Below are 23,126 nucleotides of genomic sequence, written 5' to 3' on the forward strand. Positions count from 1 at the left end.
CATATGTTAATTAAATTAATATAAATGAAAAATAATATAGTAATTATTACAGGAATTACGGCCTCAGGTAAATCAGAATTGTGTGATAACCTGATAAAAAAATATAATAATATCAGCATAATAAATTGTGATTCAAAGCAGGTATACAAAGAAATTCCCATAATTACTGCTCAACCACCAAAGCAAGAAGTATTTTATAAACTATATGGTTATGTCTCAGCAAAAGAAAATTATTCCGTGGGTCTATGGTTAGAGGATTTAGAAAAAGAAGTTAATCACGCATTAGAAAATGCTCAAATACCTATCATCACTGGAGGAAGCGGGCTTTACATCAGCAGTTTAATCAAAGGCTTATCATCAATGCCACAAATAAGTCAGGAAGTGAGGAGAAATGTAAGTGAATTAAGAAAAAATTTAAGTAAAGAGGAGTTTTACAAATTAGCGCTAAGCAAAGATCCAAGGATTCAAGGTAAAGTGTTCATGAATGACTCGCACCGCCTTTCAAGGGCACTTGAAGTTATCACTGAAACTGGTAAGACAATCTTTGTATGGCAAGAAAATAGACAGCCTCCTTTATTCAATAATTTTAAGATATATACAATTCTGCCTAAACGTGAAGATGTATACCGAAAAATAAATTTTCGTTTCATTACAATGATTGAAAATGGAGCAATTGATGAAGTAAAAAAGCTACTTAGCATGAACCTAGCCCCACATTTGCCAGCTATGAAAGCACATGGAGTACCAGAAATTATAAAGTACTTGAAAGGTGAGATTACTTTAGACGAAGCAATACAAATTGCTCAAACAAACACAAGACACTACGCGAAACGTCAGTATACCTGGTTTAAAAACCAATTTCCAAATGCTGAAGTGATTGATTGTGCAAATGAGCTCAAGATATTTTAATTCAGGCCGTGCTCATTACTATGAATAGGGGGTTCCATATTTTCCAGATGGTCGCTTACTTCTAGTGGATTACCTAAATCATGCTCTATTTTTATTTTAAAAAATCCAAGCCTCTCACAAAATTTCTGAAAACACTCTTTTATAATGCCAAACAAGCTTTTATCGTCTACACTATAATTCTTTAATCTGTCAGGAATAGTAAGAGACAATCTACCATTTTCGTATGTTACATTTTTATCATCTTGAGACTTAAGCGTGAATTCTAGTGAGCTATCCAATTTACATAATTCTTCTTCTGGTTTTGCTAAAGTGCAAACTGCAATTTTTTCTTCAATTCTGATTGTTGCATGACTTGGATCACTACAATTAATATGTGTTGTATGACTAGAACTGAAAACTAACTCATGTGTCTTCATTACATGGAAAAGAGGTTTATCTTCATCGTATAATGCACCTACGTACCCTGCTTGATTACAATTGATAACCAGTTCTTCCAAAATAGGATCACTTGGAACTTTAGCTCCAGCATGTTCGAACATCTCCTTAAAAACTTTTCTTGCAAATGGGCGGTAGTCTTCATTTTTACCTTCACTTTTTGGCAGTAAACTGTCATGTTCTTTGTATAGCTTGGCAATAAAATCCCTACTTGTGCTTTTCTTATTAATAACAAAATCCATTCTGCGAAGATCGCAGAACGCTGTATTACCAGAGTTCGCTTCAGCATTATCTTTACCAGCTCTTAACTTACTATAATCAAATTTTTCTGCTTGAGCTCTTAGTGTAACTATTGGATTTTCCTTTTCTTCTGGTGTAGAGCTACTCATCATTAGTGCCTTGATATAGACTGCTGATAGTATAATAATACATAAAAATGATTAATAAGTCAATAAAATACCTGCTATAAGCCCTATGATAGCAAATATAGTTAGGGGTAACTTAGGCTTACCGATGATTTTAAAAACGACAAATCGTCATTCCGCTACGTGTTAGCGGAATCTATTCTAAGATACCGTGGCGGTATGACGTTAGAGAGCTGTGCTAGCTATAGTGCATACCTGACCATAAGGTGACAGGATTTTAAAAAGACTCTATTATTGATAAACAGTTTTACACATGTATGAATCTCAATGAGCAATCAGATTTTTCTAAATAGCAGGCTGGAGAATATACCTAAATTTCATTCCACAATATTGCCTAAACTTTGTGGTGGGGACAAAGTGGTGGACCTGCTATTTTATAGGCCACTTAGTTATGTGGATAGAAGTAAGTCACTGCCCGATGCTCAAGTTGGAGAATTTACAACTTTCATGGCAAAAGTTTATGAACATCAGCCTCCCACTTTGAGAGGTAGACCATATAAAATAGTTGTTGAAAGTGAGAGTCAGTATATGTTCATAGTCTTTTTTAATTACTCAGTTAAGTATTTATATAAACTATTTCCAATTGGAGCTTCTGTAATCATCAGTGGCAAACTCGAAAAATTTGCTGAGCATTGGCAGATTACTCACCCAGATTACGTGTCGCTTGACATCAACCAATTTAAAGAAATAGCTCGCATAGAGCCAGTCTACCAATTATGCCGTGGCATTACTAATAAGAGCATTGGGAACATAATAAGCTCTAACCTGAAAGAATTGCCTGATTTGCCAGAGTGGATAGATGATACATTAATCAAGCAAAAAAAATGGCTAAGTTGGAGGGAAAGCATCATAAAGTTGCACAGACCAAGCTCATTGGCGGAAGCCGAGGTTTGTAGAAAAAGGCTTGCTTATGATGAATTGTTTGCGTATCAGCTAGCACTGAAACTTGCAAGAGAAAATCATGTAAAAGAAAGGGGAAGAGAATTTATAGTATTGAGTAAATATAAAGAGCAAGTTTTAAATGAATTATCGTTTCAATTAACAAACGATCAAATTCGTGCAATAGATGAAATTTCAGAGAGGCAAAAATCCAAGTACCGCATGATAAACTTGCTGCAAGGTGATGTTGGTAGTGGCAAAACCGTAGTTGCACTTTTTGCGATGCTAAATGTGGTAGAAAACAACATGCAGGCAGCTCTAATGGCACCGACTACTATCTTGGCGGAGCAACATTATAATTGGATTGAGGAAGTTTTATCCTGTACCGATATAAAAGTTGCGCTGCTTACTGGTAAAACTTCGCGCAAGGAAAGAAAGATTATCATGAACGAACTTGCAAGTGGTGTTTTAAATATAGTAATTGGCACTCATGCACTATTTCAAGCTAATGTTACATTTAAAAATTTAGGGCTTGCAGTCATAGACGAGCAACAGCGATTTGGAGTGATGCAGAGAAATCGCTTGGTAGGAAAAGGAGAAAATGCCGATATACTTTTCGTTACTGCAACTCCCATTCCAAGAACCTTGCAGCAAGCTATGTATGGTGACGTTGAATGTTCAATTTTGAAAGAAAAACCAAAATCCAGATTGCCAATAAAAACTGTAACTATGAACATTAGTAGGGTGCCAGATGTTATTGAAAAGCTAAAAGGTGCTATAAACAGGGGCGAAAAAGCATATTGGATTTGTCCATACATAGAAGAAAACGAAGAGACCAATATTGCTGCAGCAGAGATGCGTTTTCAGGAATTACAAAAAACATTTTTTGATAAAGTTAGCATAATACACGGAAAATTGACTCAGGAGCAGAAAGATCAAGTTATGTTTTCCTTCAAAAGAAATGAATTTTCTCTGCTTGTTGCAACCACTGTGATAGAAGTTGGTATAGATGTACCAGATGCAACCATTATGATTATAGAAAATGCAGAGCAATTTGGGTTATCGCAATTACACCAATTAAGAGGCAGAGTAGGACGAGGAAACAAGCCATCTTTTTGTGTATTATTATACGATAATTTAAGTAAAAGCTCATCTTCAAAGTTAAAGATCATGTGTGAGTCACAGGACGGATTTTACATTGCTGAAAGGGACATGATGCTAAGAGGCAGTGGAGATATCTTAGGCACAAAACAATCAGGATGTATGGAATTTAAATTTGCTGATTTATATCAGGACAGAGAGCTGCTCAACCTCGCGTATAATAACGCAAAAGGTGCAATGGCTGATTTTGAATTACTGCTTGATATATTTGAATATAGAAGTAGATTACATTTTTCAAAATTTCAGTAGGAAAACCAGATAGCCCGCAGAAACGAAAAAACTTACTTGACACATTTTGCCAGCCCCTTTATCATGAAAGTTAAATGCTCAAATGGATACGCATATAACCTTCATGCCGATGATATTTTAATTTCTGCAACTAAGGTGTTCAAGGAATTAGGAAAAGATGGAATGTGCCTGTATAAAATGGAGGATGACAATTATCAATCAGTGTTTGTAAGAAAGAATGATGCTATACTTACGTTTTATCCTGACTTAACACCAAAATGTGATAACAAGAGTACTTATTGTAGTTGCAGTAAATCTTAATTTCAAAACCAATAGGGTGAACAAATGATAAAATGCTATAGGGTATAGCAAATCCAAATGAGTTAAAATTTTGATTAAAGGGTTTTGTGAGTAATAATGAAGAAGGGCATTATTCGTCTAATAAAAGCAATTCAATACTCTTGTGAAGGAATAAAATCAGCTTTTATATCAGAAGTTGCGTTCAGACAGGAGTTACTACTTTTTATAGTATGTGTTTCAACTTTGTTTGTTTTGGATGTAAGTAATCTAGAACGTGCAGTAATGATAAGCAGCCTATTCCTGGTGTTAATTGTGGAAATTGTTAACACTGCTTTTGAAACGACAATTGAGCGTATTTCCAGTGAACAACACATACTTTCAAAAAAGGTGAAAGATCTAGGTAGTGCAGCAGTTTTTCTTTCATTAATTAACTTCCTGATAACATGGATGATAATATTGACAGGTTAATACGAATGTTATTAAGATATGTTGTTAAACTCACCAATTAAAGTTTTTATATCTTGCGGTAAATCAGAGACAAATTCCATGTATTCCTTGCTTTTTGGGTGATATAAGCCCAGTGTATAAGCATGTAGTGCTTGCCTATTGAAATTACGAATAAAACTAGAGTTTTTAGCATATTTTGTGCTTTTACTACTATTTTTTCCGTAAACTTGATCACCAACTATGGAATGTCCTATGTGGCTCATGTGGACTCTAATTTGGTGTGTTCTACCTGTCTCTAAAGTACATTTAACCAGGCTTACTTGTCCTATAACTTTCTCTACTGAGTAATGAGTGATTGCTAATTTTCCGGTTGTTTTTGTAACACACATCATTTCTTTATTACCACGCTTTGGAGCAATGTTAGTTTTTATCGTTCCCTGGTCAGAAGGTAATATTCCCCAAACTACTGCTAAATATTCCCGCTTTATTTTACGATTTGACAGTAATTCAGACAAAAAACTATGGGCTTCCTCATTTTTTGCAATTACCATTAGCCCACTGGTATCTTTATCGAGTCTATGAACAATTCCTGGTCTTACATCAAGGTGAGCGATAACTGCGTTCAAGAGTGTATCATTGTTTGTTCCAGCACCTGGGTGCACTGTTAATCCACTTTGTTTACTCAGAACTATAATGTCCTCATCTTCATAGACGATATCAAGTTTTATGTCATAATTAGGCTCAATTGATGTGGATATGTCAGGTTGAACGAGATGTACTATATACTCTTCACCTGGTTTTACTATGTGGTCATTACTAATTATCGGTGTGCCAAGTAATTTTACCTGCTCATTTTGTATCAATCTTTGAGCTTTACTGCGTGATATGTTGCACTTTTCAGCTATGTAGATATCTAGCCTTAATTTCTCTTTATCATTATTAACACTTAAGGTTATTACTGAGTGATCTATAGTGACTTACCCCGCGCCATTTCCCATGCTGCTTGAACATTTAGGTCTGTAAACATTGGCCCTACCCAGAAAAAGTAGAGAGAAAGTTAAGACGATTTTGTCATGAAAATGATGAATCAAAAAGTTCAGGAATGCAATAGTTAATAGTAGAATGACGTCGTTGTTTATTATAAAAAATTTCTATATACTCAAATATGGCAGTTCTGGTTTGTTGTGCAGAGTGTTGCGAAGTATCAATAAGTAACTCCCTCTTCAGTGAATTAAAAAAGCCCTCCGCAACGGCATTATCGTAACAACAACCTTTGTGACTCATGCTAGATATGATACTTTTTGTATCCAATAGATATTGATAATTTTTTGAAGTATATTGTGACCCTTGATCGCTATATAACAGTAGATCTTTAGCGGGTTTACGCTTATTAACAGCCATCAACAAAGCATCTACAACTATAGTATTTTCTAAAACGAATGATAAACGTCTAAAATGGTATTACCAACTAAAAGGTGTAAGTCTGTACATTGATGCATTAGAGGTCTGAGGCGACTTTTGATGGTGTGCCAACAATGCTCTATCGGATTTAGATCTTACTTTTACCCACAAATATAAAAAGTGAGTAAGCTAAATAATTTAGGATCAAAATGATAGAAATAAGTACAAGCGTGCAATATACAGATGGCTTAGGGGATAAATGGCATAAGTGTTGAAAGTATCAAAAATAACGTGATATGAGATGATCAACGGCATGTAAATTACCTCCCGACAGTAAAACAATCGAACGTATAAAAGAGTCATTTAGATCCAATGTGAATTGCAGTAATGCTATTTTGAACCCATGTAGATTATTTTTGATTTTATAAACAAGAAATAACAAAGCAGATCATGTAAATATACACCTTCATGCCATTCATAGTATGGCTTAAAAAGTGCTTATATCCAAGATTTTGCTTTATAAATTTAAAGAACACTTCTATATCCCATCTGCGCCTATATAGCTCTGTTACTTCATAAGCTGGCATTTCAAACAAGTTTGTCAAAAACCATATTTCATCTCCAATTTTATTTCTGATTTTTATTAGCCGTAGATCATTGCCACTTTACCTCGTGCACGATAAAGATTAACTATTATATCTTCTAAAATCTCTGATCCATCCGATTTTTGTTCTCTTATAACTTTGTTCCTGCTTATAACATCATGTTTTCTTCCTACTTTAACTCTTGTGATAAATTTGTACTCCTTTTCATCAAATTCGGCAAAAGTTCCAACTTTTCTGATTCCTCTATCAAATAATAAAATATCCTCTTTTTCAACTTTAGCTTCATTAATTGCTCTCACTAATGCTATATCTTCACTACTTTCTTCTTGTCCTTTACAAAATCTTATACTTGTCGGCAATTGATCCTTTAATCCTACACTCACTTTAACTTGACTGTCGTTACTTTTACCGCCTATTTTTAGCCCATCTTTTATGAGATATCCCGATAAATTTATGATCGTCGAATCAAACTTATGTAAGTTATTTGATGTTTTTTGGGGTAATAGCTTTTTAATCTTGCTCATCAAATCAATATATACTCCCTTAAAATATTCTGGATTTATAACTTTTAACCTTTTTGACAAACCACTGTATGTTACTGTACTTTTATCGCTATTCTTATCCATTATACACCTGTTTATTACCATTTCTAGCGCTCTTAGGCTTGTTTTTTGCCCCATTAATATTAACTTCATTAGACCTTTAAATATAATCTTGCCCAACAATTTAGTATTACATTTATCTACTTCACTTAATTTTCCTAGCCTTTCTAAATCCTCATCTTTTATTAAATTTAGTACTCTTTCTATTTGATCCATTATTGCCTCCTTTTTCTTGCAATAATAGTTCTTTATGTCTTTTTTGTGTTACTTTCAACACTTAGGGGATAAATGGCTGGAAAGAGAGTTAAAACACATTAATTTGGGAGATATAAGGCTTAATAAAAGACTTATAAAAACAAGTTATTGCATAGAGGGTAAGGCATCTGGTTCAATTAATCAAAGCTGTAGTGGGTGGAAAGAAGCTAAGGGTGCATATAAGCAATGAAAAGCTTGAAGATAAGGAAATTTATTCTTCCCATTATAAAGAAACTAAGGAAAGAATAAAAGGAAACCAGTTGGTATTTTCAGTTCAAGATACAAGTTATTTGGATTTTGACTCTCATATAAAGACCAAGAGACTAGGCAGTATTTCTAAAGCTTATACAAAGCATAAAATGGGTTTACTGTTGCATAGTGCCTAGCAAAGACGGATTACCTTTAGGTCTATCTTCCCAACAATGTTGGGCGCGTTCTATTAGGGAAGAAGAAACGGCACAAGAAAAAGCAAACAGAAAATACCGTACCTCCATAGAAGAAAAAGAAAGTTATAAGTGGATAACAGCTCTCAAAGAAACTATAAACAACCTTCCTCCAAATGTACAACTTGTTACCCTTGGTGATAGGGAAGCAGACATCTTCAAATTTTTATGGGTGGCTGAGACGTTAGGTAGTTTTTATGTAATCCGCAATCGAGCTAATAGAAGATTTATCTGTACTGAAGTCGGAAAAACAGATTTGCAAACACGCATCACTCAACTGCCAGTAAAAAAGAAAATTTCTCTAGAAGTTACTAAAGGTGGAAACCAGAGATCAAGGAAAGCTAATATTGAAGTTAAGTATATGAAAGCCTATCAGATCTTCTTCCATTTATGGGTCAAAAGATACAATACATAAAATAAGTCCCTGTATATGTGGTAAGTGCAAAAGCTCCTGATGGATTGGAAGCTGTCGACTGGACTCTACTAACTAATGTACCATACTTTAGATGCCATAGAAAAGATAAATTGGTATAAGCTAAGATGGAAAATTGAAGAGTATTTTAGGATTTTAAAATCAGGATGTAAGATAGAAAGCTCTCGCTTAGCTACAAAAGAAAGATTACAGAAGTTAATTGCTATAAAAAGTATAATCGCGTTTAAAATTTTATATTTGACAAAAGTGGCTTTATCAAATCCCATGGAAACTTGTACTAAAATTTTAAGCAACGAAGAGTGGAAGGTCCTTTACATGCGTGAGTATCGGGTAGCAACATTACCCGAAGAACCTCCAAACATAAAACAAGCTATTATTTGGTTAGGAAAATTGGGTGGATTTATGAATAGAAAAAGTGATAATTTACCAGGGTCTATGACTCTATGGCGGGGCTATGAAAACCTTAAGGAGAGCATTGTTATGCTTCACATCATAACCTCTCAAAATTGTGGGTAAAAGTAAGGATTTAGATCAGGTGAATATGTTGGAAGATAAAGCACATGACAGCCAAAAGACTCTATTAATGACTTTGTTTTGGGAGTTTTATGGAATGTAGCATTATCCATAACTATAGTTGTACCACGCTTTAACTGTGGCAGTAATATCTCACGCATTAAATACTTCTTTCTCCCGTGAAAGTTTATTGGTGCAATGAACTTCTCATCCACCTATTATACTCACTCTTTCCCGCTTTTTTCCTGGAACATCAGCATACATTTTTTCTCCTCTTGGAGCTCGTGCATATTCTCGGTATAGTCTATTATCAACTCCTGCTTCATCTATATATAAAATGCTACAGTGGTCTATTTTTGAGACTTTATCGATAAATTGCTGCCTATCTTCTTGATTGCGCTCTTGATAGAATGTGACTTTTTTTTAAGGTTATTTTTAGCTGTCTTAACCTATACCAAATTGCACTGATCCCAAAGCCAAGGTTTTGTTTCATTTCTGCTAGTGTGTGATCTGGGTGTTTTTTAACATAGTCTGCAAGTATTTTTGGGTCTATTTTCCGAATAAAACCAACACTTTTTGTCGCTCTGAGATCTTGACCAGCAGACTTCTTTTTCAGCCATCTATATAGTGTTGCTATTCCTATCTCAAAAAGCTCTGCAACCTCAGTCTTTGACTTTCCTTTTTCTACCAAAGACACTGCTTTTTTCCTTAAATCTACACTATATACCATCACTTTTCCTATACACTAAAAAGTATATTATACCTTTATCATTCGCTTTTGAAAGTACTATAGTACATAAAAGAACAAGATGCAAGAAAATATTAAAAGGTTATTGAAAGATTGTTTTGCACATTTAGGAGAGCAAGCTTTGTATGAGTCAAAGGATAAGTCATATATGGTGCAGATATTAAAGCAACAGCCGGATAAATTATACGAGATCGGTGAAGGACAATTTGTAGGGGAGATGTTGATTTTGGAGGTGAGTGTCTTTGATGTATTGCAGCCAGTAGTAGGAGATACTTTTGTTATTGGTAACCGTAGATACAAAGTACATTCACCGCCGCTCAGGGATAATTCAGGAATATTGTGGAAAATAAACGCAGTGAGAATGTAAAATGGTTTTTCGTGTTAAAATCAAAACTAACGATAGTGAAATTGTTCAATATATCGTATCTTTAATGTGTATATAAAGTGATCTTTCTAGAAAAGTTTTATGAAACTAGCCATTTTTTTTATTGCTTTCTTATTGAGCACAAGTTGTGTTATTGCAAAAGATGGGGTAGAGCCTAGCTTAGAAATAAAAAATAAATATAGGTGTCACCCGTGGAATAATCCAAGTAGAGAGTTTTCTCAAGGTTATATACAACCAATTCCTATACACGAAAGTTATGAGCTAATTATTGGTGGTGATGGGGTATTGTACAACACAGGGTGGTACTGGAAGGATGTAGATTTATCTGGTAGTCATAAAACAATTGGTAGAATGAGTGCTACTTGCAGTGAATATTGTAGAGAAATTTACTTAGCAATAGATAATGTGCTATATGCAATAAATAGAGATAATACACAATATGAAATAAATGAAGACGCAGTTATGTGGAAAAAGGAGTTAAAGTCTTTGGTGAAAGGAAACCCTACAATTTTTAATGATAGAATAGCAATTTTGACTGTAGATAACTATTTATACATGCTGAACATAGAGAATGGTAATACAAGCTGGTTCTATCATATGTCTAATGGTAGTAATCAAATGACAAGATCAAATTACATATCTCCTGTGGTTATACACGATAAGCTAATAGTTCCATTTTCAAATGGAGAGTTAGTAGCTTTTGACAAAGATGGGAAAAAGTTGTGGTCTTATAAGTTACCTTCTACAAATATTTTAGACACTCAGCTTGCAGATATTACAACTACTCCAGTAGTAAAGAATAACACATTAATAGCTACAAACAATTCTACCATTGTTGCGATTGATATAGGATCAGGAGATCTTTTGTGGTTAAAGGCCATGGAAGCAAAAAATATCAGTGGTGGTGGGATTATGCCATGGCTGTACCCCGATGATATAAATGGTAACGAATTTTTTGTAGTAAACACAAAGAATGAAGTTATGAAAGTTGCAATACCTGATGGTCAGATAATTTGGAGTACTAACTTAGTGGTGAATGATGAGCTAAATGATAAACTAAAAGACACATATTATGCTAGACCGGTGATAGATGGAAAATTATTTATTGTGAGCAATAAGGGAATCATGTTTCTATTAGATGAGAAGTCAGGCATGATAGAAGAGATAGTCAGCATTCCAGAAGATGTGTATCATACGCCTGTAACTGATCTTGCAGTTGGGGATTACTACTTTACAACTGAGAAAAAAGGTGTGTATAGCTGCATTGATCCAAATATCAGCAGATGAAATATTGCAGGTAATAAGGAAGAGATGTGCCATAGGTAGCACCACTTAGGGACAATTCAGGAGTATTGTGGAAAATTCAAGCGTCAGGGGTGTAGATGCGTATTAACATCGAAGTCACCGATAGCATCGAAAAAGTTATGCAAAGCATAGATGCTGAAAGAAGAAAAATAGAATTAGCAACAGTGAGAGCATTAAACAAAACAGCACTATGGGTAAGATCGCAAACTATCAAACAAGTAAGCGAAGAAAAGCAAATACCAAAAAAAGCAATGAGAAAAAAGTTAAGTGTGGATAAAGCAAATAGAAAGCGCTTATGGTCGGTAGTAAAGCTCAGTTCCCAGTGGATAGGAGTTGCAAAACTTGGGAGTATAAAACAGACAAAGAGAGGAGCAAAGGTAGGGAGCCGTACGTATGAAGGAGCATTTATAGCAACAATGAAAAATGGTCATATAGGAATCTTCAGACGAAGGTATACCACGTCTTTGCCAATAGATGAAATTAAAGTAACACGTAAGCTCGGGAAATAATGAAAGAGTTAGTTGATAATGAAGTAGAAAGAGTATTTGAGAAATATTTTCAGCAGCAGATAGATGTTTTGGAGTAATTTACATACAGCAATCTGTAATAAGTTAAAGGAAGTGACCTTACCCAGAAAAAGTAGAGAGAAAGTTAAGACGTTTTTGGAGTAAAATAAAACGTTTTTTCAAAGAGGTGTAATATGACAAATAGAAGAGAATATACAGCAGAATTTAAATTGGAAGCTGTTAAGCTGGTTAAAGAAACAGGTCAAACAAGTACAAAAATAGCAAAAGATCTAGGTATAGATGGCAGTATGTTAAGTAAATGGGTAAGAAAATATGATGGAAAAATGTCTGGAGCATACGCATTTCCAGGCAAAGGAAAACTAGCTCCTTATGACAAAGAAAGATTTGATCTAAAAAAAGAGTTAGCAAGAGTAAGAAGAGAAAGAGACATTTTAAAAAAAGCCCTGGGATATTTTGCCAAAGAAAAAGAGTAAAATATTCTTTTATAAAAGAGCATAGAAATTGCTATAAAATACAGGAACTATGCAGGGTTTTGTGCTGGTGGTTATTATAAATGGATTGCTAAAGAAAAAAGCAATAAAGAATTAGCAAGGGAAGGACTTCTAGCAGAGATTCAAAAAAAGCATCTAAATGCAGATATGGAGCCCCTAAAATCCATAAAAGCTTTAGGCAAAAATTATAACATCAAAACAGTGCAAAATGTTATGCAGGAAAATGACATTATAGCCAAACTTAGACGAAGATTTAAAACTAAAAAACAACCAAATAATATGGTTATTGCTCCTAATATATTAGATCAAAATTTTATCACTGAGCAACCAAATAAAGTATGGGATTACTTATATAAAAACCAAGGAAGGTTGTTGGCAGCAATAATTCTCACGCATGGGAGTGTTAAATAAACCATACGCGTCAAGTTAAGGAAAAGTGTAAGTAAAGTTGATAGAGTGAAGGAAAATAATAAGGTATAAGTTCTCTTGGATATATGAATGAGAGAACTTACAATGGACAGAATAGCTTGCTTATCAAAAGACCTCAATGAATTCTTTAATGAAAAAGCAGACGAAATATCAATTGCAGTAGGTTTCATAAAAAGAAAGAGAAAACTTAATGGCTCATCATTCATAAAAGCCATGGTTTTTGGTAACATAGGAGTTGATGATTGCAGCATAGAAACAATGTGCCAATTGCTAAATGAAGACTCGATAGAAATTACAAAACAGGGTTTAGATTTTAGGTTTAGTGAAGAAGCAGTTAAGTTCATGAAAAAAATGTATAACGAAGCTTTGTGTTTATTTAAAAAAAGTCTACAGATTGATTGCAAAATTTTACAGCAATTTGGAAGCGTTAAATTATTGGATAGCAGCTACATTAGCCTGCCCAGTAGCATGGAAGATATGTATAAAGGATATGGCAGTAGCTATAGAGATTGTGAGAATAATACCAAATCAGGAATAAAGCTACAGTTAGTCTTTGATTACCTGAATCAAGCGCTAGATAAGTTAAATTTAATGGAAGGAATAAGGTCGGATCAAGGTTATAGGGATTATCTGAACGGTTTATCAGCCAATGATTTGCTAATATTTGACTTGGGCTACTTTGTGCCTAGTTCTTTTAAACAGATTGATGAAGCAGGTGCATATTTTGTTAGTCGTTATAAGTCTGATACCAATATATATGATATAGAAACAAATCAAAAAATAGAGCTATTGGAGTATTTGGAAGGTCAATTATCTTTAGAAAAAGAAGTATTATTAGGAAAGGAAGTAAAAATTAAGGTAAGAATTATATGTCAAAAGCTAACTGAAGAACAGTTTATGGCTAGAAGAAGAAAGGCTAATAAATTAGCAAAGTCACATGGATATACATCTTCTCAAAAGAATCAAAAGTTATTAGATTGGTCAATATTTGTAACTAATGTTCCAGAGAGTAAAATTAATGCTGAACAAATATTGACGGTTTATAGAGTAAGATGGCAAATCGAATTACTATTTAAACTATATAAAAGTCATATCAATCTTGATAAACTAAAAGGAAAGACAAATCCATTTAGAGTATTGTGCGAGCTATACACAAAATTATGTGCTATTCTCGTATTTCACGGAATGATTGGCTGTGTAAAACTAAAAAAGAACACGGAGCTCAGTTTAACAAAGGCATTTATTGAATTGAAAAGGCGGGTTAGAGAGCTCTTTTTGATATCAAACAATATTGTCAATAATTTAAAAATTTTTCTAAAAAAGCTTACTATAATCTGGTCAAAGTTTTCTTTGAAAGACAGATATAGGAAGACCAGGGTATCTACTTTAAGCTCTCTACATTCCTTAACTTGACGCGTATGGTTTATTTAACACTCCCAAAATCTACTGTTACATAGCGATCAAGGGTCACAGTATACCTCTCAAAATTACCAATTTCTATTGAATACAAAAAACATCATTTCCAGCATGAGCCATAAGGGCTGTTGTTACGATAATTCTGTTGCAGAAAGCTTCTTCAGTTCACTCAAAAGGGAGCTGCTTATTGATACTTCTCAACATTCTGCTCAACAAACTAGAACTGCCATATTTGAATACATAGAAATCTTTTATAACAAACAACGTAGACATTCTACTATTAACTATTGCATTCCTGCACAATTTGATGCATCATTCTCATGACAAAATCGTCTTAACTTTCTCTCTACTTTTTCTGGGTAAGGTCAGTTTGCTCACCCACATTCCAGGCCGCAAGGCGAGCACTACAAATCAGCGAAGTACATAAATCAACAAACAAATTGCCAATGGTGCCTATTGTTCCATTTGATTCAAATTCGGATACAATTTCTTCAGAGCTGAATACCAGAACCATCTGCTGCAATAAGCCTATAGCCTCTCCAGCTCAGGCTCATCTTGATAGGCTGTTTGGATGCTTAAATTCTTTAAAACCTGTATTTATATCTTGCTTTAGAAAAAGCTTGCTTTGAGGGTGGAATTTAATGAGCTCACATTCTATTCCTAAACTTTTCTTAATTAACTTTAAAATCATAGAAAATACTGTCGTAAAAGGAAGTTTCCTTGTTCGTGTGAAACTCAACACAATGGATTCTCTGAAAAGCTTTCGAGTATATTATATTTTTAATTTGTAGAATAAGATTTTTTCCTTTTTGCATGTTTCACCTAAAAAGGACACATTTTAGACTTCTTTGTTGAAATAAAACAGAAACAAAAGTGCTGTTTATTGCAGCTTTTGGGTAATTTAATGGTAAAAAATTTAGAGAGAAGTTTTATACACAATCACTGATATTTTCCCTTAAGTTGACGCCATTGGCTGAACGGGTACAATTGAGCTTCAGTGATCTTGTGTAGACTATTTGCCAATCGGATAATCACCAGTGAAACAAGCATCACAATATTGTGGTGTAGCATTGTTACGCTTTTCTGCTTTAACAGCCTGATATAGTCCATCAATACTCAAGAAGGCTAGGCTATCTACTCCTATAACTTCCTTAATTTCCTCTACAGATTTATTTGCAGCAATTAAATCTTTGCACTCTGGCGTATCTATTCCATAAAAACAAGAATGCTTAATTGGTGGGCTTGAAATTTTGAGGTGAATTTCTTTTACTCCTGCATCCTTTAACATAACTATTATATTTGTTAACGTACTACCACGCACTATACTATCATCTATTAAAATTATGTTTTTACCCTTTAAAATGTGCTTATTAGCGTTGAATTTCAATTTTATTCTAACTTTACGTACTTCAGCGGTTGGTTGTATAAAAGTTCTTCCTATGTAATGATTACGAATTATCCCCAGTTCCATAGGTAATCCTGAATGTTCTGCGTATCCAATAGCTGCAGGTATTCCAGAATCAGGTATTGGTACAATCATATCCACATTGTTTTTTGGTGGACTTTCCTTCGCAAGTATTCTTCCTATTTCTTTTCTTGTATCGTATATAGACCTATTCTCCATTATGCTGTCTGGTCTTGAAAAATAAACGTATTCAAAAATACAAAAACTTGATTTTTGCTGTGGGAAAGGAAACATTGAGGCTAGCTTACTATTCGAACTGATGGTAACTAATTCGCCTGGTTCTATTTCTCTAACAAATTCTGCATTTACTATATCAAGAGCACAAGTTTCAGATGCAAGAACGTAAGAACCGTTTAACTTTCCTAAAACAAGAGGCCTGATTCCAGATGGATCACGTACTCCAATAACTACTTCTTGATTGATTGCCACAAAAGAATAAGCACCTTGTATTCGCTTTAATGCATATATAAAACTCTCTAAGAAGCTATCTTTTTCACCGCTTGCTGTTAGATGCACTACTACTTCTGTATCAATATCTGACTGAAAAACGCACTCTTGTTTAATTAATTGTTCGCGTATCGGAGAAATATTAATTAAATTACCATTATGTGCTATGGCAAAATCCCCAAATTTGCCACTTTTGCCAAACATGGGCTGCACTCCAAATTTACTACCACTTGTTGAGTATCGAACATGACCTATTGCACAATCTCCAGGTAAGGATTTCTTTATTTCATCTATATCATCAAATACGCTGCTCACTTGACCTTGAAAGTGATAAGAGTGCAGCTTATCGTTGTTACTGGTTGCTACGCCAAAAGACTCTTGACCTCTATGCTGCAAAGCGTGGAGAGCAAGTATAGAGTTAAAAGCAGCACTTTGGTTGCAACTTATGCCAAATACCCCACACTCCTCACGCATTTCATCTAGCATAACAACTATTAAGTTAAAGTTTAATTTTACTTTAGCATAGGTGAAATACAAGCATTTTGTTGTTCATCTGCTTTTATCGCCAGCAATAGCCCTATACATATTAAGCTTGCAGCAGTTGTACTTCCTCCATAGGACAGAAATGGCAATGGGTCGCCTATCACAGGCAAGAGGCCTATTGACATTCCGATGTTTATAAAGAAATGAGCACTAAAAAAGGCGAAAATTCCGATAGATACTAACTTAGAAAAATAATTTTTCGACCTATAAGCGATAGAGAAAATTATTCCAAGTAATGAGGTATAAAGCAAAATTAAAGCCATGCTACCTAAAAAGCCCCACTCCTCACTCAGCACTGCAAAAGCAAAATCTGTACGCTTTTCCGGCAAAAATCCAAGTTGAGTTTGACTTCCGTTAACAAAGCCCTTACCAAGTAAACCTCCTGAACCAATAGCTATCTGAGATTGCTGCGCATTATAACCTATCCCAAGTGGATCCACTGATGAATCCAAAAACGACAATATCCTTTGCTTGTGATAAGGACGTAAAAAAGGCCAAATAGCCGGTACTGCAAAAATGCCAAGAGTTCCACATATTACTGAATGAGATCTTTTTATTATTGCTGTGAATATAATTGACATCCCTATAAGTAACATTATTACAGCTGTGCCTAAATTAGGTTGCTTTAACACCAAGAACACGGGTAAGAAAATAATTATAAGTGCCTTAAGCAATCTTTTAAATTCCATCATTTTATACACACTCTGCTTATCAAAATAGCGAGCAAGCACAAGTATTAAGCCCACTTTTGCAAATTCTGATGGTTGCAAACTAATCGACCCAATTCTTATCCACCTCGTCGCACCCATTATGTGTGAGCCAAAAAAATTTACTGCTAATAGCGAAATCGTTGCTGCTATATAAAAAAAGTAGGCGTGCTTCAAATAAAAATCTAGTTCTATGAATGACATAGCTATAGCGAGTAGGAAAAAGAAGGAGAATATGACCAGTTGGTGAATCGCAAATGGCACCCACTTTCCTCCAGCAGAAGAGTATTGAACAACAATGCCAACGCAAAACAGAGCTATCACGTTAATGACTAACAACCAATGAATCTTCTTCAGCCTATCCACAATAAAGACCTTATAACCTTAAAGTATAGTAAAATATGAAACAAAGATAAAAATCAAAAAACCAACTTCTCAACTACTAACCGAATTGAAGTGCTATATATTCCAGTTACTACTGTTAAAGCTGCCATAAATAATAGACAGAAAAGCATAGGAAATGGCACATCATTAATTTTGTCCGGTGTCATTCCAGTGCGTGACGTTGCATCATCTTCAAAATACATTTTCTCTACCATCTTCCACATATATATCAATGCAAGGAAAGAGCCAGCAGCAAATGTTACAAGGGAAATCCACGCATGAGATTCGATAATTGCTTTCATTATATACCACTTGCTTACAAAGCCATTTGTTAAAGGCACACCGATTAATGCTAAACTGAGTAGAGTGAACGCAAGTGCTGTATAAGGCATTGATTCCTTGAGTCCCGATAAATTCTCTATTTTTGTTGTATCAAATTTGTAAGAAATATATCCTGCAGCCATGAATAAAGATGTTTTTATTATGCTGTGGTTTACTATGTGAAGAATTGCTGCAAATACACCTGTTTTTGAGTTAAAACTCAGTGCTAAAATTATATAACCAATTTGGCTAATACTAGAGTGAGCAAACAGTCTTTTTATGTCTTTTGCGGTTATTGCAAATATCGACCCAAATACAGTAGCGCAAAGTGCGAGGATAATTATCACATTGTCCAACAGCGGCTTAAACAAGAAAAAATTTTGTTGGAAAATGGTATAAAAGATTCTGATGAAAACATATATCATCACTTTAGTTACTGTGCCTGAAAAGAATATGCTAATGAAACTTGGTGCCTCACTATATGCATTAACCAGCCACCTGCTTAATGGAAATAGTGCCATTTTGATTGAGAGACCAACAAAAATGAACAATGTGCCAAGTTTTATGATGTTATTATCGTATAATGGCACTATTCTCTCAGCCATGTCAGACATATTGAGCGTTCCTGTCATGGAGTACAAAAGCCCGATGCCAAATAAATAAAATGTTGCGCCTATTGTTCCACTAATTAGATATTCAAATGCTGCAACTAGAGCTTTCTTATCCCTTCCCATTGAAACTAATACATAAGAAGAAAGAGATGAAATTTCCAAAAAAACATAAAGATTGAATATGTCGTTTGTTACTAAAATTCCGAATAGTCCGCTTAAGCACAACAGAAATAGAGAGTAAAAACCAGTGATTTTGTTTTTGCTAATTTCTTTTTCGTTAATATAAAAGCTATAAAGCACACTAATCAGCGCTATAAAATTCACCAAAGTTAGAATCAAGGAGTTTAACACGTCGATTCTTAACTCTATGCCGTACGGAGGAGCCCAATTTCCAAGGTGATAAGTTATAATCTCGCCTTTATATGTTTTAATGAGTAGTATCGATGAAATGATAAGAGTGATTGTTGTTGCAATAAAAGAAATAAACCAAGACACCTTGTGTTTCTTGGCAAGAAAGCAAAACATTGATGCAATTATTGGTATAATAACTTGTAAAATTGGTAATTGCATTAAATTGTTGTTAATATATCGTTAAAGTATTAGTATATATAATACTTTTTGTTTTAATACCCTTATGTTATCTAAAGTTTGTAATGCAATAAAACGCCTATTACGAAGAGAAGATAAATTTGTAGGAAGAGATGAAAATGGAAATTCTTACTATGAATCAAGTAAAGGGAAAAGGTGGGTTATATATAGCAGTGTCTCTGAGCCTACAACAGTGCCTCCGGAATGGCATATATGGCTTCACTATACTGATAATGTAGTACCAGTTAATAATAAAAAAAGAAAAGTAAAACATACTCCTAATTTAACGGGTACAAAAGATGCATACTATCCAAACCAAAAAGTGAAAAATTACTATAAAAGCTGGAGTCCTGATAACTAAAGATGCGAAGGTCAAATATACTTGAAATAACCGCTGGATTATTTGTATTAATTTTTACTATTTTTCTGATTTTCTTTGCTATTGATAAGCTATCTTACATAAAGAAAAACTATAAGGATTGCAATAAAATATATGGTCTTTTTGCTAACGCTAACGGTATAGGAGTTGGTGATAGTGTCAAGATCTCTGGTGTGGACGTTGGAAGCATAACTGGTGTATCACTTGATAAAGCTACCTACGTAGCACGAATCGATATGTGTATAAGCAGAGACATAAAATTGCCAATTGATAGTTCAGCTCTGATCACTAGCAGTGGAGTTGTTGGTAGTAAATTTGTTAATATATCACCTGGGTCAGATGCTAAACTAATTTTGAATGGTGGTAAAATAGAGCATACTCAAGCTGAAGCAAATATGGGTGGAATAATGGACAAAATTATTGGTATGTTTACGAAGTGAAAATGGCAGGATTCCAAGTATATCCGTTTAGGTGAAGCCTCCTGTAGTTCTAAAGTATTTAAGGAGTTTGCCTTATTTCTTGCCTTTTCTACCGCTTGCTAACCTATAATTGGGGTTTATAGTATAGCTTAACAGTTGCAGTGCATGTCTATCAATGATAAAATGAAGATTAATTTATTTTGATATTATGATTGGTTTACTGTTTGCCGTACTGTTGTTCCTCTGTGGTAGTGATGCACTTGCAAAACAGGAGCCACGTTCAATAGCTGGAGATGATCACATAAAGGTGATAAATTATAACCCACAGGCTATACATAAGTATACGGGTTTTTATGGTTATCAATCCAGCATATTGTTTGAACCAGGGGAGGTAATACAAAACCTTTCAATGGGTGATTCAACTGGTTGGCAACTCCTTCCTCAAGGTAACAGATTGTTTATTAAGCCTATAGATGATATTGCCGATACTAACGCAACTATAATTACCAATAAAAGAGTTTATTACTTTGAGCTTCATGCTGAAGAAGCAACTGGACTAGATGATCCAAGATTAGCATATGAAGTAAGGTTTCTTTATCCACTATTTAGCAGTGATGAGATTTACACAACAAATAACGGTGATATCTTCGAACAAGCTAGTCATAACATTATTCCTGATATAAACGACATTGAAGTTGTAAAGAAGGGATTAAATTTTAATTATTCCATCTCGCACGTTAAAGGCAGTCAGTCAATAATACCAATTAAGGTTTTTGATGATGGAAAATTTACATATCTGCAATTCAATAAAATAAACTCTGATTTCCCGGCAGTTTTTATGGTTGATTCTGCAGGGTATGAGTCTTTAGTAAACTTCCGTACAGTTGACGACTACCTGATAATCGAAAGGGTGAGTTCAGTGTTTACCTTAAGGAATGGATCAAGTACAGTTTGCCTATTTAATGAAAATGCGCCTTTCAAAAAAGGGTGAGTGATTAAAGGCTATAATGCCCGAGATATGGGTGCAAAATTTTTTCTATGGTGTTCTGTAATTCCATAAAGGCCAATAGCGTTAAGGTGCTCTTTTGTCCCATATCCTTTATTTTTATACCAATTATATTCAGGATGCTTATTGTGCAATTCTTGCATAAGCCGATCTCTCGTAACTTTTGCAACGATTGAAGCTGCTGCAATTGATGTACTCAAATTATCACCATTTACTATGGATTTCACTTGCCATTTCACTTCAGGTGGTTGATTACCATCAACTAGCACATAATCTAATTCTAGGTCCAAGTCTATTAACGCACGTTTCATTGAAAGTTTTGTTGCTTGCAAGATATTGTATGAATTTATTTCTTCTACGCTTGCCATTCCTATACCAAATTTTGCAACGGATGTTATTTTTTCATATAGGACTTGCCTACATTGAGGAGTCAACTTTTTCGAGTCGTTGATTCCATCAATAATTGTATTTCTATCAATAAACACTACGGCTGCGGATATTACTGGACCAGCTAGCGGACCTCTTCCAACTTCATCCACTCCTGCTATCACTCCTGATAATTTATTTTCTAATGTAAAGTCTGGGTATTTCATAGGTTTTTATAATAAGAAAGTTATAGTAAAAACTGAACAGATAATAGAAATTATCCAAAATTTCATAACGATTACATTTTCTGACCATCCCTTCTTCTCAAAGTGATGATGTATTGGTGCCATAAGAAAAACTCTTTTTCCTTCTCCATATTTAAACTTTGTATATTTAAAATATGATATCTGAATAATTACAGATAGAGTCTCTATTACAAAGATTATTCCAATAACGGCAAAAAGCATTTCTCTTTTAATTAGGACACTAATTAACCCTAAAGCTGCGCCTACCGACAAGCTACCAACATCACCCATAAATATTTTTGCTGGATGTGTGTTAAACCACAAAAAACTTAGAATAGCTCCTATAAATGCAATGCAGAATAAAGTAATATTCATATCTGCTTGAGTTATGTATGCAATTAGCCCCAAAAAAGCAAAGGAAGTGATGACTTGAGTTGCAGCAAGGCCATCCAAACCATCTGTGAGATTCACAGCATTAGAAGAGCCGACAATTACAAACGCAGCGAATGGGACATATAGATAGCCAAAATCAATTATTACTCCTTTAAATAGGGACGTTTTTGTAAAACCTTCAGCAGAGTATAGCTTAAGTATAAACACACCAACCAGAGCAACAATAAACTGAATAAGTATTTTGGTTTTTGCACTTAAACCTCGATAGTGATTTGTCTTCAATTTTAAATAATCATCAATAAATCCAAGTAGAGCAAAAAATAGAGTTGTCAATATCAGCAGCAAGATTTCTGGTGTTAACTGAGCCCAGAGTAAAATTGGTAATAAAGAAGAAATCAGTATTATTATTCCGCCCATAGGTGGTACATTCTTTTTTGTTATTAAATGACTTTCTGGTCCACATGATCTAATTGGTTGCCCATCTTTACTTATTTTTTTTAGAAGCTTTATAAAATAGGGAAAAAGAATAAATCCAAAAACAAATGAGGTAAAAAATATTTTTGTAGCTAAGATCATCTGCTTATTTAATTGACTAAGTATCATACCATCTGGGTAAGGTCAATAATCATCTCCTGCTTTTTCTAGCTTTAATTGTAGTCCTTGAGATAAATTGGTTAGTACGCCGTTCATCGGATTGTGTCTAAAGTTAGATATGACAAAATGATCCTTATCGAAAATGTAAGATGTGAAAGGTAAGTTAATTCTTTCTTCGTTATTTATTTTGACAGCTACGAGCTTACTTCTACCATCACAAGCAGTATCTCCTGGTTCTAAATTAAAACGCACTTTTATCCCTCTTTAGTAATCTATACTCTGGATGTAGTTAATTTACAAATACTAATTATTTATTAATAA

The 23,126-nt window shown here is 34.3% G+C and carries 30 protein-coding genes and 1 pseudogene; 17 read left to right on the top strand and 14 right to left on the bottom strand.

The features are described 5' to 3' along the window. Window positions 1-24: 24 nt before the first annotated feature. Entirely contained in the window at window positions 25-909 is an 885-nt protein-coding gene (gene miaA / locus ABWU69_RS00100) for a tRNA (adenosine(37)-N6)-dimethylallyltransferase MiaA (RefSeq protein ID WP_265026152.1), read from the top strand. Here miaA and ABWU69_RS00105 read toward each other — a convergent pair. Continuing rightward, window positions 906-1,733, bottom strand: a complete 828-nt coding sequence (locus ABWU69_RS00105; RefSeq protein ID WP_265035720.1) for a hypothetical protein — start codon at window positions 1,731-1,733, stop codon at window positions 906-908. The genes miaA and ABWU69_RS00105 overlap by 4 nt on opposite strands. A 303-nt stretch (window positions 1,734-2,036) precedes the next feature. Here ABWU69_RS00105 and recG point away from each other — a divergent pair, with 303 nt between their 5' ends. From recG to ABWU69_RS00120, 3 genes are all read left to right on the top strand, one after another. Next, window positions 2,037-4,058: an ATP-dependent DNA helicase RecG gene (gene recG / locus ABWU69_RS00110; RefSeq protein WP_265034862.1), complete on the top strand. Its 2,022-nt coding sequence runs from the start codon at window positions 2,037-2,039 to the stop codon at window positions 4,056-4,058. 63 nt (window positions 4,059-4,121) lie between these two features. Next, window positions 4,122-4,358: an EndoU domain-containing protein gene (locus ABWU69_RS00115; RefSeq protein ID WP_265034863.1), complete on the top strand. Its 237-nt coding sequence runs from the start codon at window positions 4,122-4,124 to the stop codon at window positions 4,356-4,358. Window positions 4,359-4,454: 96 nt separating this feature from the next. After that, a complete protein-coding gene (locus ABWU69_RS00120) occupies window positions 4,455-4,805 on the top strand; it encodes a diacylglycerol kinase (protein WP_265026148.1) in 351 nt (116 codons plus the stop codon). Between the two features lie 11 nt (window positions 4,806-4,816). Here the strand turns inward: ABWU69_RS00120 and ABWU69_RS00125 are convergent, their stop codons facing one another. The 4 genes from ABWU69_RS00125 to ABWU69_RS00140 all read right to left on the bottom strand — a co-directional run bounded on the left by ABWU69_RS00125 (window position 4,817) and on the right by ABWU69_RS00140 (window position 7,608). Further along, entirely contained in the window at window positions 4,817-5,689 is an 873-nt protein-coding gene (locus ABWU69_RS00125; protein WP_265035721.1) for an RluA family pseudouridine synthase, read from the bottom strand. A gap of 166 nt (window positions 5,690-5,855) precedes the next feature. Then, the gene (locus ABWU69_RS00130; RefSeq protein ID WP_265034864.1) at window positions 5,856-6,185 is read right to left on the bottom strand and encodes an integrase core domain-containing protein; all 330 of its coding nucleotides are present in this window, start codon (window positions 6,183-6,185) and stop codon (window positions 5,856-5,858) included. A 422-nt stretch (window positions 6,186-6,607) separates the two neighbouring features. After that, complete coding sequence (locus ABWU69_RS00135) at window positions 6,608-6,772, bottom strand: transposase (RefSeq protein ID WP_353285420.1); 165 nt, start codon at window positions 6,770-6,772, stop codon at window positions 6,608-6,610. A gap of 56 nt (window positions 6,773-6,828) precedes the next feature. Further along, on the bottom strand, window positions 6,829-7,608 hold the full coding sequence (locus ABWU69_RS00140; protein WP_265034540.1) for a hypothetical protein: 780 nt from the start codon (window positions 7,606-7,608) through the stop codon (window positions 6,829-6,831). Between the two features lie 34 nt (window positions 7,609-7,642). Between ABWU69_RS00140 and ABWU69_RS00145 the strand changes: the two genes are divergently transcribed. From ABWU69_RS00145 to ABWU69_RS00155, 3 genes are all read left to right on the top strand, one after another. Further along, complete coding sequence (locus ABWU69_RS00145; protein ID WP_265034806.1) at window positions 7,643-7,837, top strand: transposase; 195 nt, start codon at window positions 7,643-7,645, stop codon at window positions 7,835-7,837. A 188-nt stretch (window positions 7,838-8,025) separates the two neighbouring features. Next, window positions 8,026-8,505, top strand: coding sequence for a hypothetical protein (locus ABWU69_RS00150; RefSeq protein WP_182365498.1), 480 nt, complete (start codon window positions 8,026-8,028; stop codon window positions 8,503-8,505). A 75-nt stretch (window positions 8,506-8,580) separates the two neighbouring features. Then, window positions 8,581-9,039, top strand: a complete 459-nt coding sequence (locus tag ABWU69_RS00155; protein WP_265026145.1) for an IS4 family transposase — start codon at window positions 8,581-8,583, stop codon at window positions 9,037-9,039. On the opposite strand, the gene ABWU69_RS00160 is transcribed toward ABWU69_RS00155, so the two are convergent. Together ABWU69_RS00160 and ABWU69_RS00165 are read right to left on the bottom strand one after the other, a co-directional pair. Then, window positions 9,024-9,251, bottom strand: a complete 228-nt coding sequence (locus ABWU69_RS00160) for a transposase (RefSeq protein WP_265034736.1) — start codon at window positions 9,249-9,251, stop codon at window positions 9,024-9,026. The two genes, ABWU69_RS00155 and ABWU69_RS00160, sit on opposite strands and share 16 nt — an antisense overlap. A 167-nt stretch (window positions 9,252-9,418) precedes the next feature. Further along, window positions 9,419-9,766, bottom strand: a complete 348-nt coding sequence (locus ABWU69_RS00165; RefSeq protein WP_265026143.1) for a transposase — start codon at window positions 9,764-9,766, stop codon at window positions 9,419-9,421. 79 nt (window positions 9,767-9,845) lie between these two features. Here ABWU69_RS00165 and ABWU69_RS00170 point away from each other — a divergent pair, with 79 nt between their 5' ends. From ABWU69_RS00170 to ABWU69_RS00200, 7 genes are all read left to right on the top strand, one after another. Next, window positions 9,846-10,151 carry a hypothetical protein gene (locus ABWU69_RS00170; RefSeq protein WP_265026142.1) on the top strand — a complete coding sequence of 102 codons (306 nt, stop codon included), beginning with the start codon at window positions 9,846-9,848 and terminating at the stop codon, window positions 10,149-10,151. 99 nt (window positions 10,152-10,250) lie between these two features. After that, window positions 10,251-11,456 (top strand): PQQ-binding-like beta-propeller repeat protein, encoded by a 1,206-nt coding sequence (locus ABWU69_RS00175; protein ID WP_265034737.1) that lies wholly within the window; start codon window positions 10,251-10,253, stop codon window positions 11,454-11,456. Window positions 11,457-11,551: 95 nt separating this feature from the next. Beyond that, window positions 11,552-11,983, top strand: a complete 432-nt coding sequence (locus tag ABWU69_RS00180; protein WP_353285169.1) for a phage tail protein — start codon at window positions 11,552-11,554, stop codon at window positions 11,981-11,983. A gap of 191 nt (window positions 11,984-12,174) precedes the next feature. Further along, the gene (locus ABWU69_RS00185) at window positions 12,175-12,474 is read left to right on the top strand and encodes a transposase (RefSeq protein ID WP_265026139.1); all 300 of its coding nucleotides are present in this window, start codon (window positions 12,175-12,177) and stop codon (window positions 12,472-12,474) included. A 165-nt stretch (window positions 12,475-12,639) separates the two neighbouring features. Further along, a complete protein-coding gene (locus ABWU69_RS00190; RefSeq protein ID WP_265026138.1) occupies window positions 12,640-12,903 on the top strand; it encodes a transposase in 264 nt (87 codons plus the stop codon). Between the two features lie 102 nt (window positions 12,904-13,005). Continuing rightward, on the top strand, window positions 13,006-14,334 hold the full coding sequence (locus ABWU69_RS00195) for an IS4-like element ISWosp9 family transposase (protein WP_353285447.1): 1,329 nt from the start codon (window positions 13,006-13,008) through the stop codon (window positions 14,332-14,334). A gap of 87 nt (window positions 14,335-14,421) precedes the next feature. Continuing rightward, window positions 14,422-14,661, top strand: coding sequence for an IS3 family transposase (locus tag ABWU69_RS00200; protein ID WP_353285170.1), 240 nt, complete (start codon window positions 14,422-14,424; stop codon window positions 14,659-14,661). A gap of 43 nt (window positions 14,662-14,704) precedes the next feature. Here the strand turns inward: ABWU69_RS00200 and ABWU69_RS00205 are convergent. The 4 genes and pseudogenes from ABWU69_RS00205 to ABWU69_RS00220 all read right to left on the bottom strand — a co-directional run. Continuing rightward, window positions 14,705-15,152: pseudogene (locus ABWU69_RS00205) on the bottom strand (IS4 family transposase); the annotation flags it as partial. 197 nt (window positions 15,153-15,349) lie between these two features. Beyond that, on the bottom strand, window positions 15,350-16,735 hold the full coding sequence (gene purF, locus ABWU69_RS00210; protein ID WP_265026137.1) for an amidophosphoribosyltransferase: 1,386 nt from the start codon (window positions 16,733-16,735) through the stop codon (window positions 15,350-15,352). A 26-nt stretch (window positions 16,736-16,761) separates the two neighbouring features. Beyond that, entirely contained in the window at window positions 16,762-17,865 is a 1,104-nt protein-coding gene (rodA, locus tag ABWU69_RS00215) for a rod shape-determining protein RodA (protein WP_265034742.1), read from the bottom strand. A 53-nt stretch (window positions 17,866-17,918) separates the two neighbouring features. Beyond that, window positions 17,919-19,385: a proton-conducting transporter membrane subunit gene (locus ABWU69_RS00220; RefSeq protein WP_353285171.1), complete on the bottom strand. Its 1,467-nt coding sequence runs from the start codon at window positions 19,383-19,385 to the stop codon at window positions 17,919-17,921. A gap of 64 nt (window positions 19,386-19,449) precedes the next feature. On the opposite strand from ABWU69_RS00220, the gene ABWU69_RS00225 reads away from it, so the two are divergent. The 3 genes from ABWU69_RS00225 (at window position 19,450) to virB9 (ending at window position 21,192) form a co-directional block, all read left to right on the top strand. Further along, window positions 19,450-19,764 carry an NADH-ubiquinone oxidoreductase subunit NDUFA12 family protein gene (locus tag ABWU69_RS00225; RefSeq protein WP_264705331.1) on the top strand — a complete coding sequence of 105 codons (315 nt, stop codon included), beginning with the start codon at window positions 19,450-19,452 and terminating at the stop codon, window positions 19,762-19,764. A gap of 2 nt (window positions 19,765-19,766) precedes the next feature. Then, a complete protein-coding gene (mlaD, locus tag ABWU69_RS00230) occupies window positions 19,767-20,222 on the top strand; it encodes an outer membrane lipid asymmetry maintenance protein MlaD (protein WP_265034744.1) in 456 nt (151 codons plus the stop codon). Between the two features lie 187 nt (window positions 20,223-20,409). Then, window positions 20,410-21,192, top strand: coding sequence for a P-type conjugative transfer protein VirB9 (virB9, locus tag ABWU69_RS00235; RefSeq protein WP_265026132.1), 783 nt, complete (start codon window positions 20,410-20,412; stop codon window positions 21,190-21,192). 11 nt (window positions 21,193-21,203) lie between these two features. Here the strand turns inward: virB9 and ABWU69_RS00240 are convergent, their stop codons facing one another. From ABWU69_RS00240 to ABWU69_RS00250, 3 genes are read right to left on the bottom strand one after another with little or no spacing between them, the layout of a single operon-like run. Beyond that, window positions 21,204-21,800 carry a ribonuclease HII gene (locus ABWU69_RS00240; protein ID WP_010082329.1) on the bottom strand — a complete coding sequence of 199 codons (597 nt, stop codon included), beginning with the start codon at window positions 21,798-21,800 and terminating at the stop codon, window positions 21,204-21,206. A gap of 6 nt (window positions 21,801-21,806) precedes the next feature. Beyond that, window positions 21,807-22,787 carry a phospho-N-acetylmuramoyl-pentapeptide-transferase gene (gene mraY, locus ABWU69_RS00245; protein WP_265035711.1) on the bottom strand — a complete coding sequence of 327 codons (981 nt, stop codon included), beginning with the start codon at window positions 22,785-22,787 and terminating at the stop codon, window positions 21,807-21,809. Between the two features lie 42 nt (window positions 22,788-22,829). Next, on the bottom strand, window positions 22,830-23,057 hold the full coding sequence (locus tag ABWU69_RS00250) for a hypothetical protein (protein ID WP_264705335.1): 228 nt from the start codon (window positions 23,055-23,057) through the stop codon (window positions 22,830-22,832). Between the last annotated feature and the right edge of the window lie 69 nt (window positions 23,058-23,126).

Origin of the sequence: Wolbachia endosymbiont (group A) of Beris morrisii, assembly GCF_964028185.1 — a bacterium.
GTDB lineage: Bacteria > Pseudomonadota > Alphaproteobacteria > Rickettsiales > Anaplasmataceae > Wolbachia.

What these genes read in the sequence shown, in the direction of transcription:
- miaA (WP_265026152.1), top strand. Translation starts at nt 25, where the DNA reads ATGAAAAATAATATAGTAATTATTACAGGAATTACGGCCTCAGGTAAA.
- ABWU69_RS00105 (WP_265035720.1), bottom strand. Translation starts at nt 1,733, where the DNA reads ATGAGTAGCTCTACACCAGAAGAAAAGGAAAATCCAATAGTTACACTA.
- recG (WP_265034862.1), top strand. Translation starts at nt 2,037, where the DNA reads ATGAGCAATCAGATTTTTCTAAATAGCAGGCTGGAGAATATACCTAAA.
- ABWU69_RS00115 (WP_265034863.1), top strand. Translation starts at nt 4,122, where the DNA reads ATGAAAGTTAAATGCTCAAATGGATACGCATATAACCTTCATGCCGAT.
- ABWU69_RS00120 (WP_265026148.1), top strand. Translation starts at nt 4,455, where the DNA reads ATGAAGAAGGGCATTATTCGTCTAATAAAAGCAATTCAATACTCTTGT.
- ABWU69_RS00130 (WP_265034864.1), bottom strand. Translation starts at nt 6,185, where the DNA reads ATGGCTGTTAATAAGCGTAAACCCGCTAAAGATCTACTGTTATATAGC.
- ABWU69_RS00135 (WP_353285420.1), bottom strand. Translation starts at nt 6,772, where the DNA reads ATGCCAGCTTATGAAGTAACAGAGCTATATAGGCGCAGATGGGATATA.
- ABWU69_RS00140 (WP_265034540.1), bottom strand. Translation starts at nt 7,608, where the DNA reads ATGGATCAAATAGAAAGAGTACTAAATTTAATAAAAGATGAGGATTTA.
- ABWU69_RS00145 (WP_265034806.1), top strand. Translation starts at nt 7,643, where the DNA reads ATGTCTTTTTTGTGTTACTTTCAACACTTAGGGGATAAATGGCTGGAA.
- ABWU69_RS00155 (WP_265026145.1), top strand. Translation starts at nt 8,581, where the DNA reads ATGTACCATACTTTAGATGCCATAGAAAAGATAAATTGGTATAAGCTA.
- ABWU69_RS00165 (WP_265026143.1), bottom strand. Translation starts at nt 9,766, where the DNA reads ATGGTATATAGTGTAGATTTAAGGAAAAAAGCAGTGTCTTTGGTAGAA.
- ABWU69_RS00170 (WP_265026142.1), top strand. Translation starts at nt 9,846, where the DNA reads ATGCAAGAAAATATTAAAAGGTTATTGAAAGATTGTTTTGCACATTTA.
- ABWU69_RS00175 (WP_265034737.1), top strand. Translation starts at nt 10,251, where the DNA reads ATGAAACTAGCCATTTTTTTTATTGCTTTCTTATTGAGCACAAGTTGT.
- ABWU69_RS00180 (WP_353285169.1), top strand. Translation starts at nt 11,552, where the DNA reads ATGCGTATTAACATCGAAGTCACCGATAGCATCGAAAAAGTTATGCAA.
- ABWU69_RS00185 (WP_265026139.1), top strand. Translation starts at nt 12,175, where the DNA reads ATGACAAATAGAAGAGAATATACAGCAGAATTTAAATTGGAAGCTGTT.
- ABWU69_RS00190 (WP_265026138.1), top strand. Translation starts at nt 12,640, where the DNA reads ATGGAGCCCCTAAAATCCATAAAAGCTTTAGGCAAAAATTATAACATC.
- ABWU69_RS00195 (WP_353285447.1), top strand. Translation starts at nt 13,006, where the DNA reads ATGGACAGAATAGCTTGCTTATCAAAAGACCTCAATGAATTCTTTAAT.
- purF (WP_265026137.1), bottom strand. Translation starts at nt 16,735, where the DNA reads ATGCTAGATGAAATGCGTGAGGAGTGTGGGGTATTTGGCATAAGTTGC.
- ABWU69_RS00220 (WP_353285171.1), bottom strand. Translation starts at nt 19,385, where the DNA reads ATGCAATTACCAATTTTACAAGTTATTATACCAATAATTGCATCAATG.
- ABWU69_RS00225 (WP_264705331.1), top strand. Translation starts at nt 19,450, where the DNA reads ATGTTATCTAAAGTTTGTAATGCAATAAAACGCCTATTACGAAGAGAA.
- mlaD (WP_265034744.1), top strand. Translation starts at nt 19,767, where the DNA reads ATGCGAAGGTCAAATATACTTGAAATAACCGCTGGATTATTTGTATTA.
- virB9 (WP_265026132.1), top strand. Translation starts at nt 20,410, where the DNA reads ATGATTGGTTTACTGTTTGCCGTACTGTTGTTCCTCTGTGGTAGTGAT.
- ABWU69_RS00240 (WP_010082329.1), bottom strand. Translation starts at nt 21,800, where the DNA reads ATGAAATACCCAGACTTTACATTAGAAAATAAATTATCAGGAGTGATA.
- mraY (WP_265035711.1), bottom strand. Translation starts at nt 22,787, where the DNA reads ATGATCTTAGCTACAAAAATATTTTTTACCTCATTTGTTTTTGGATTT.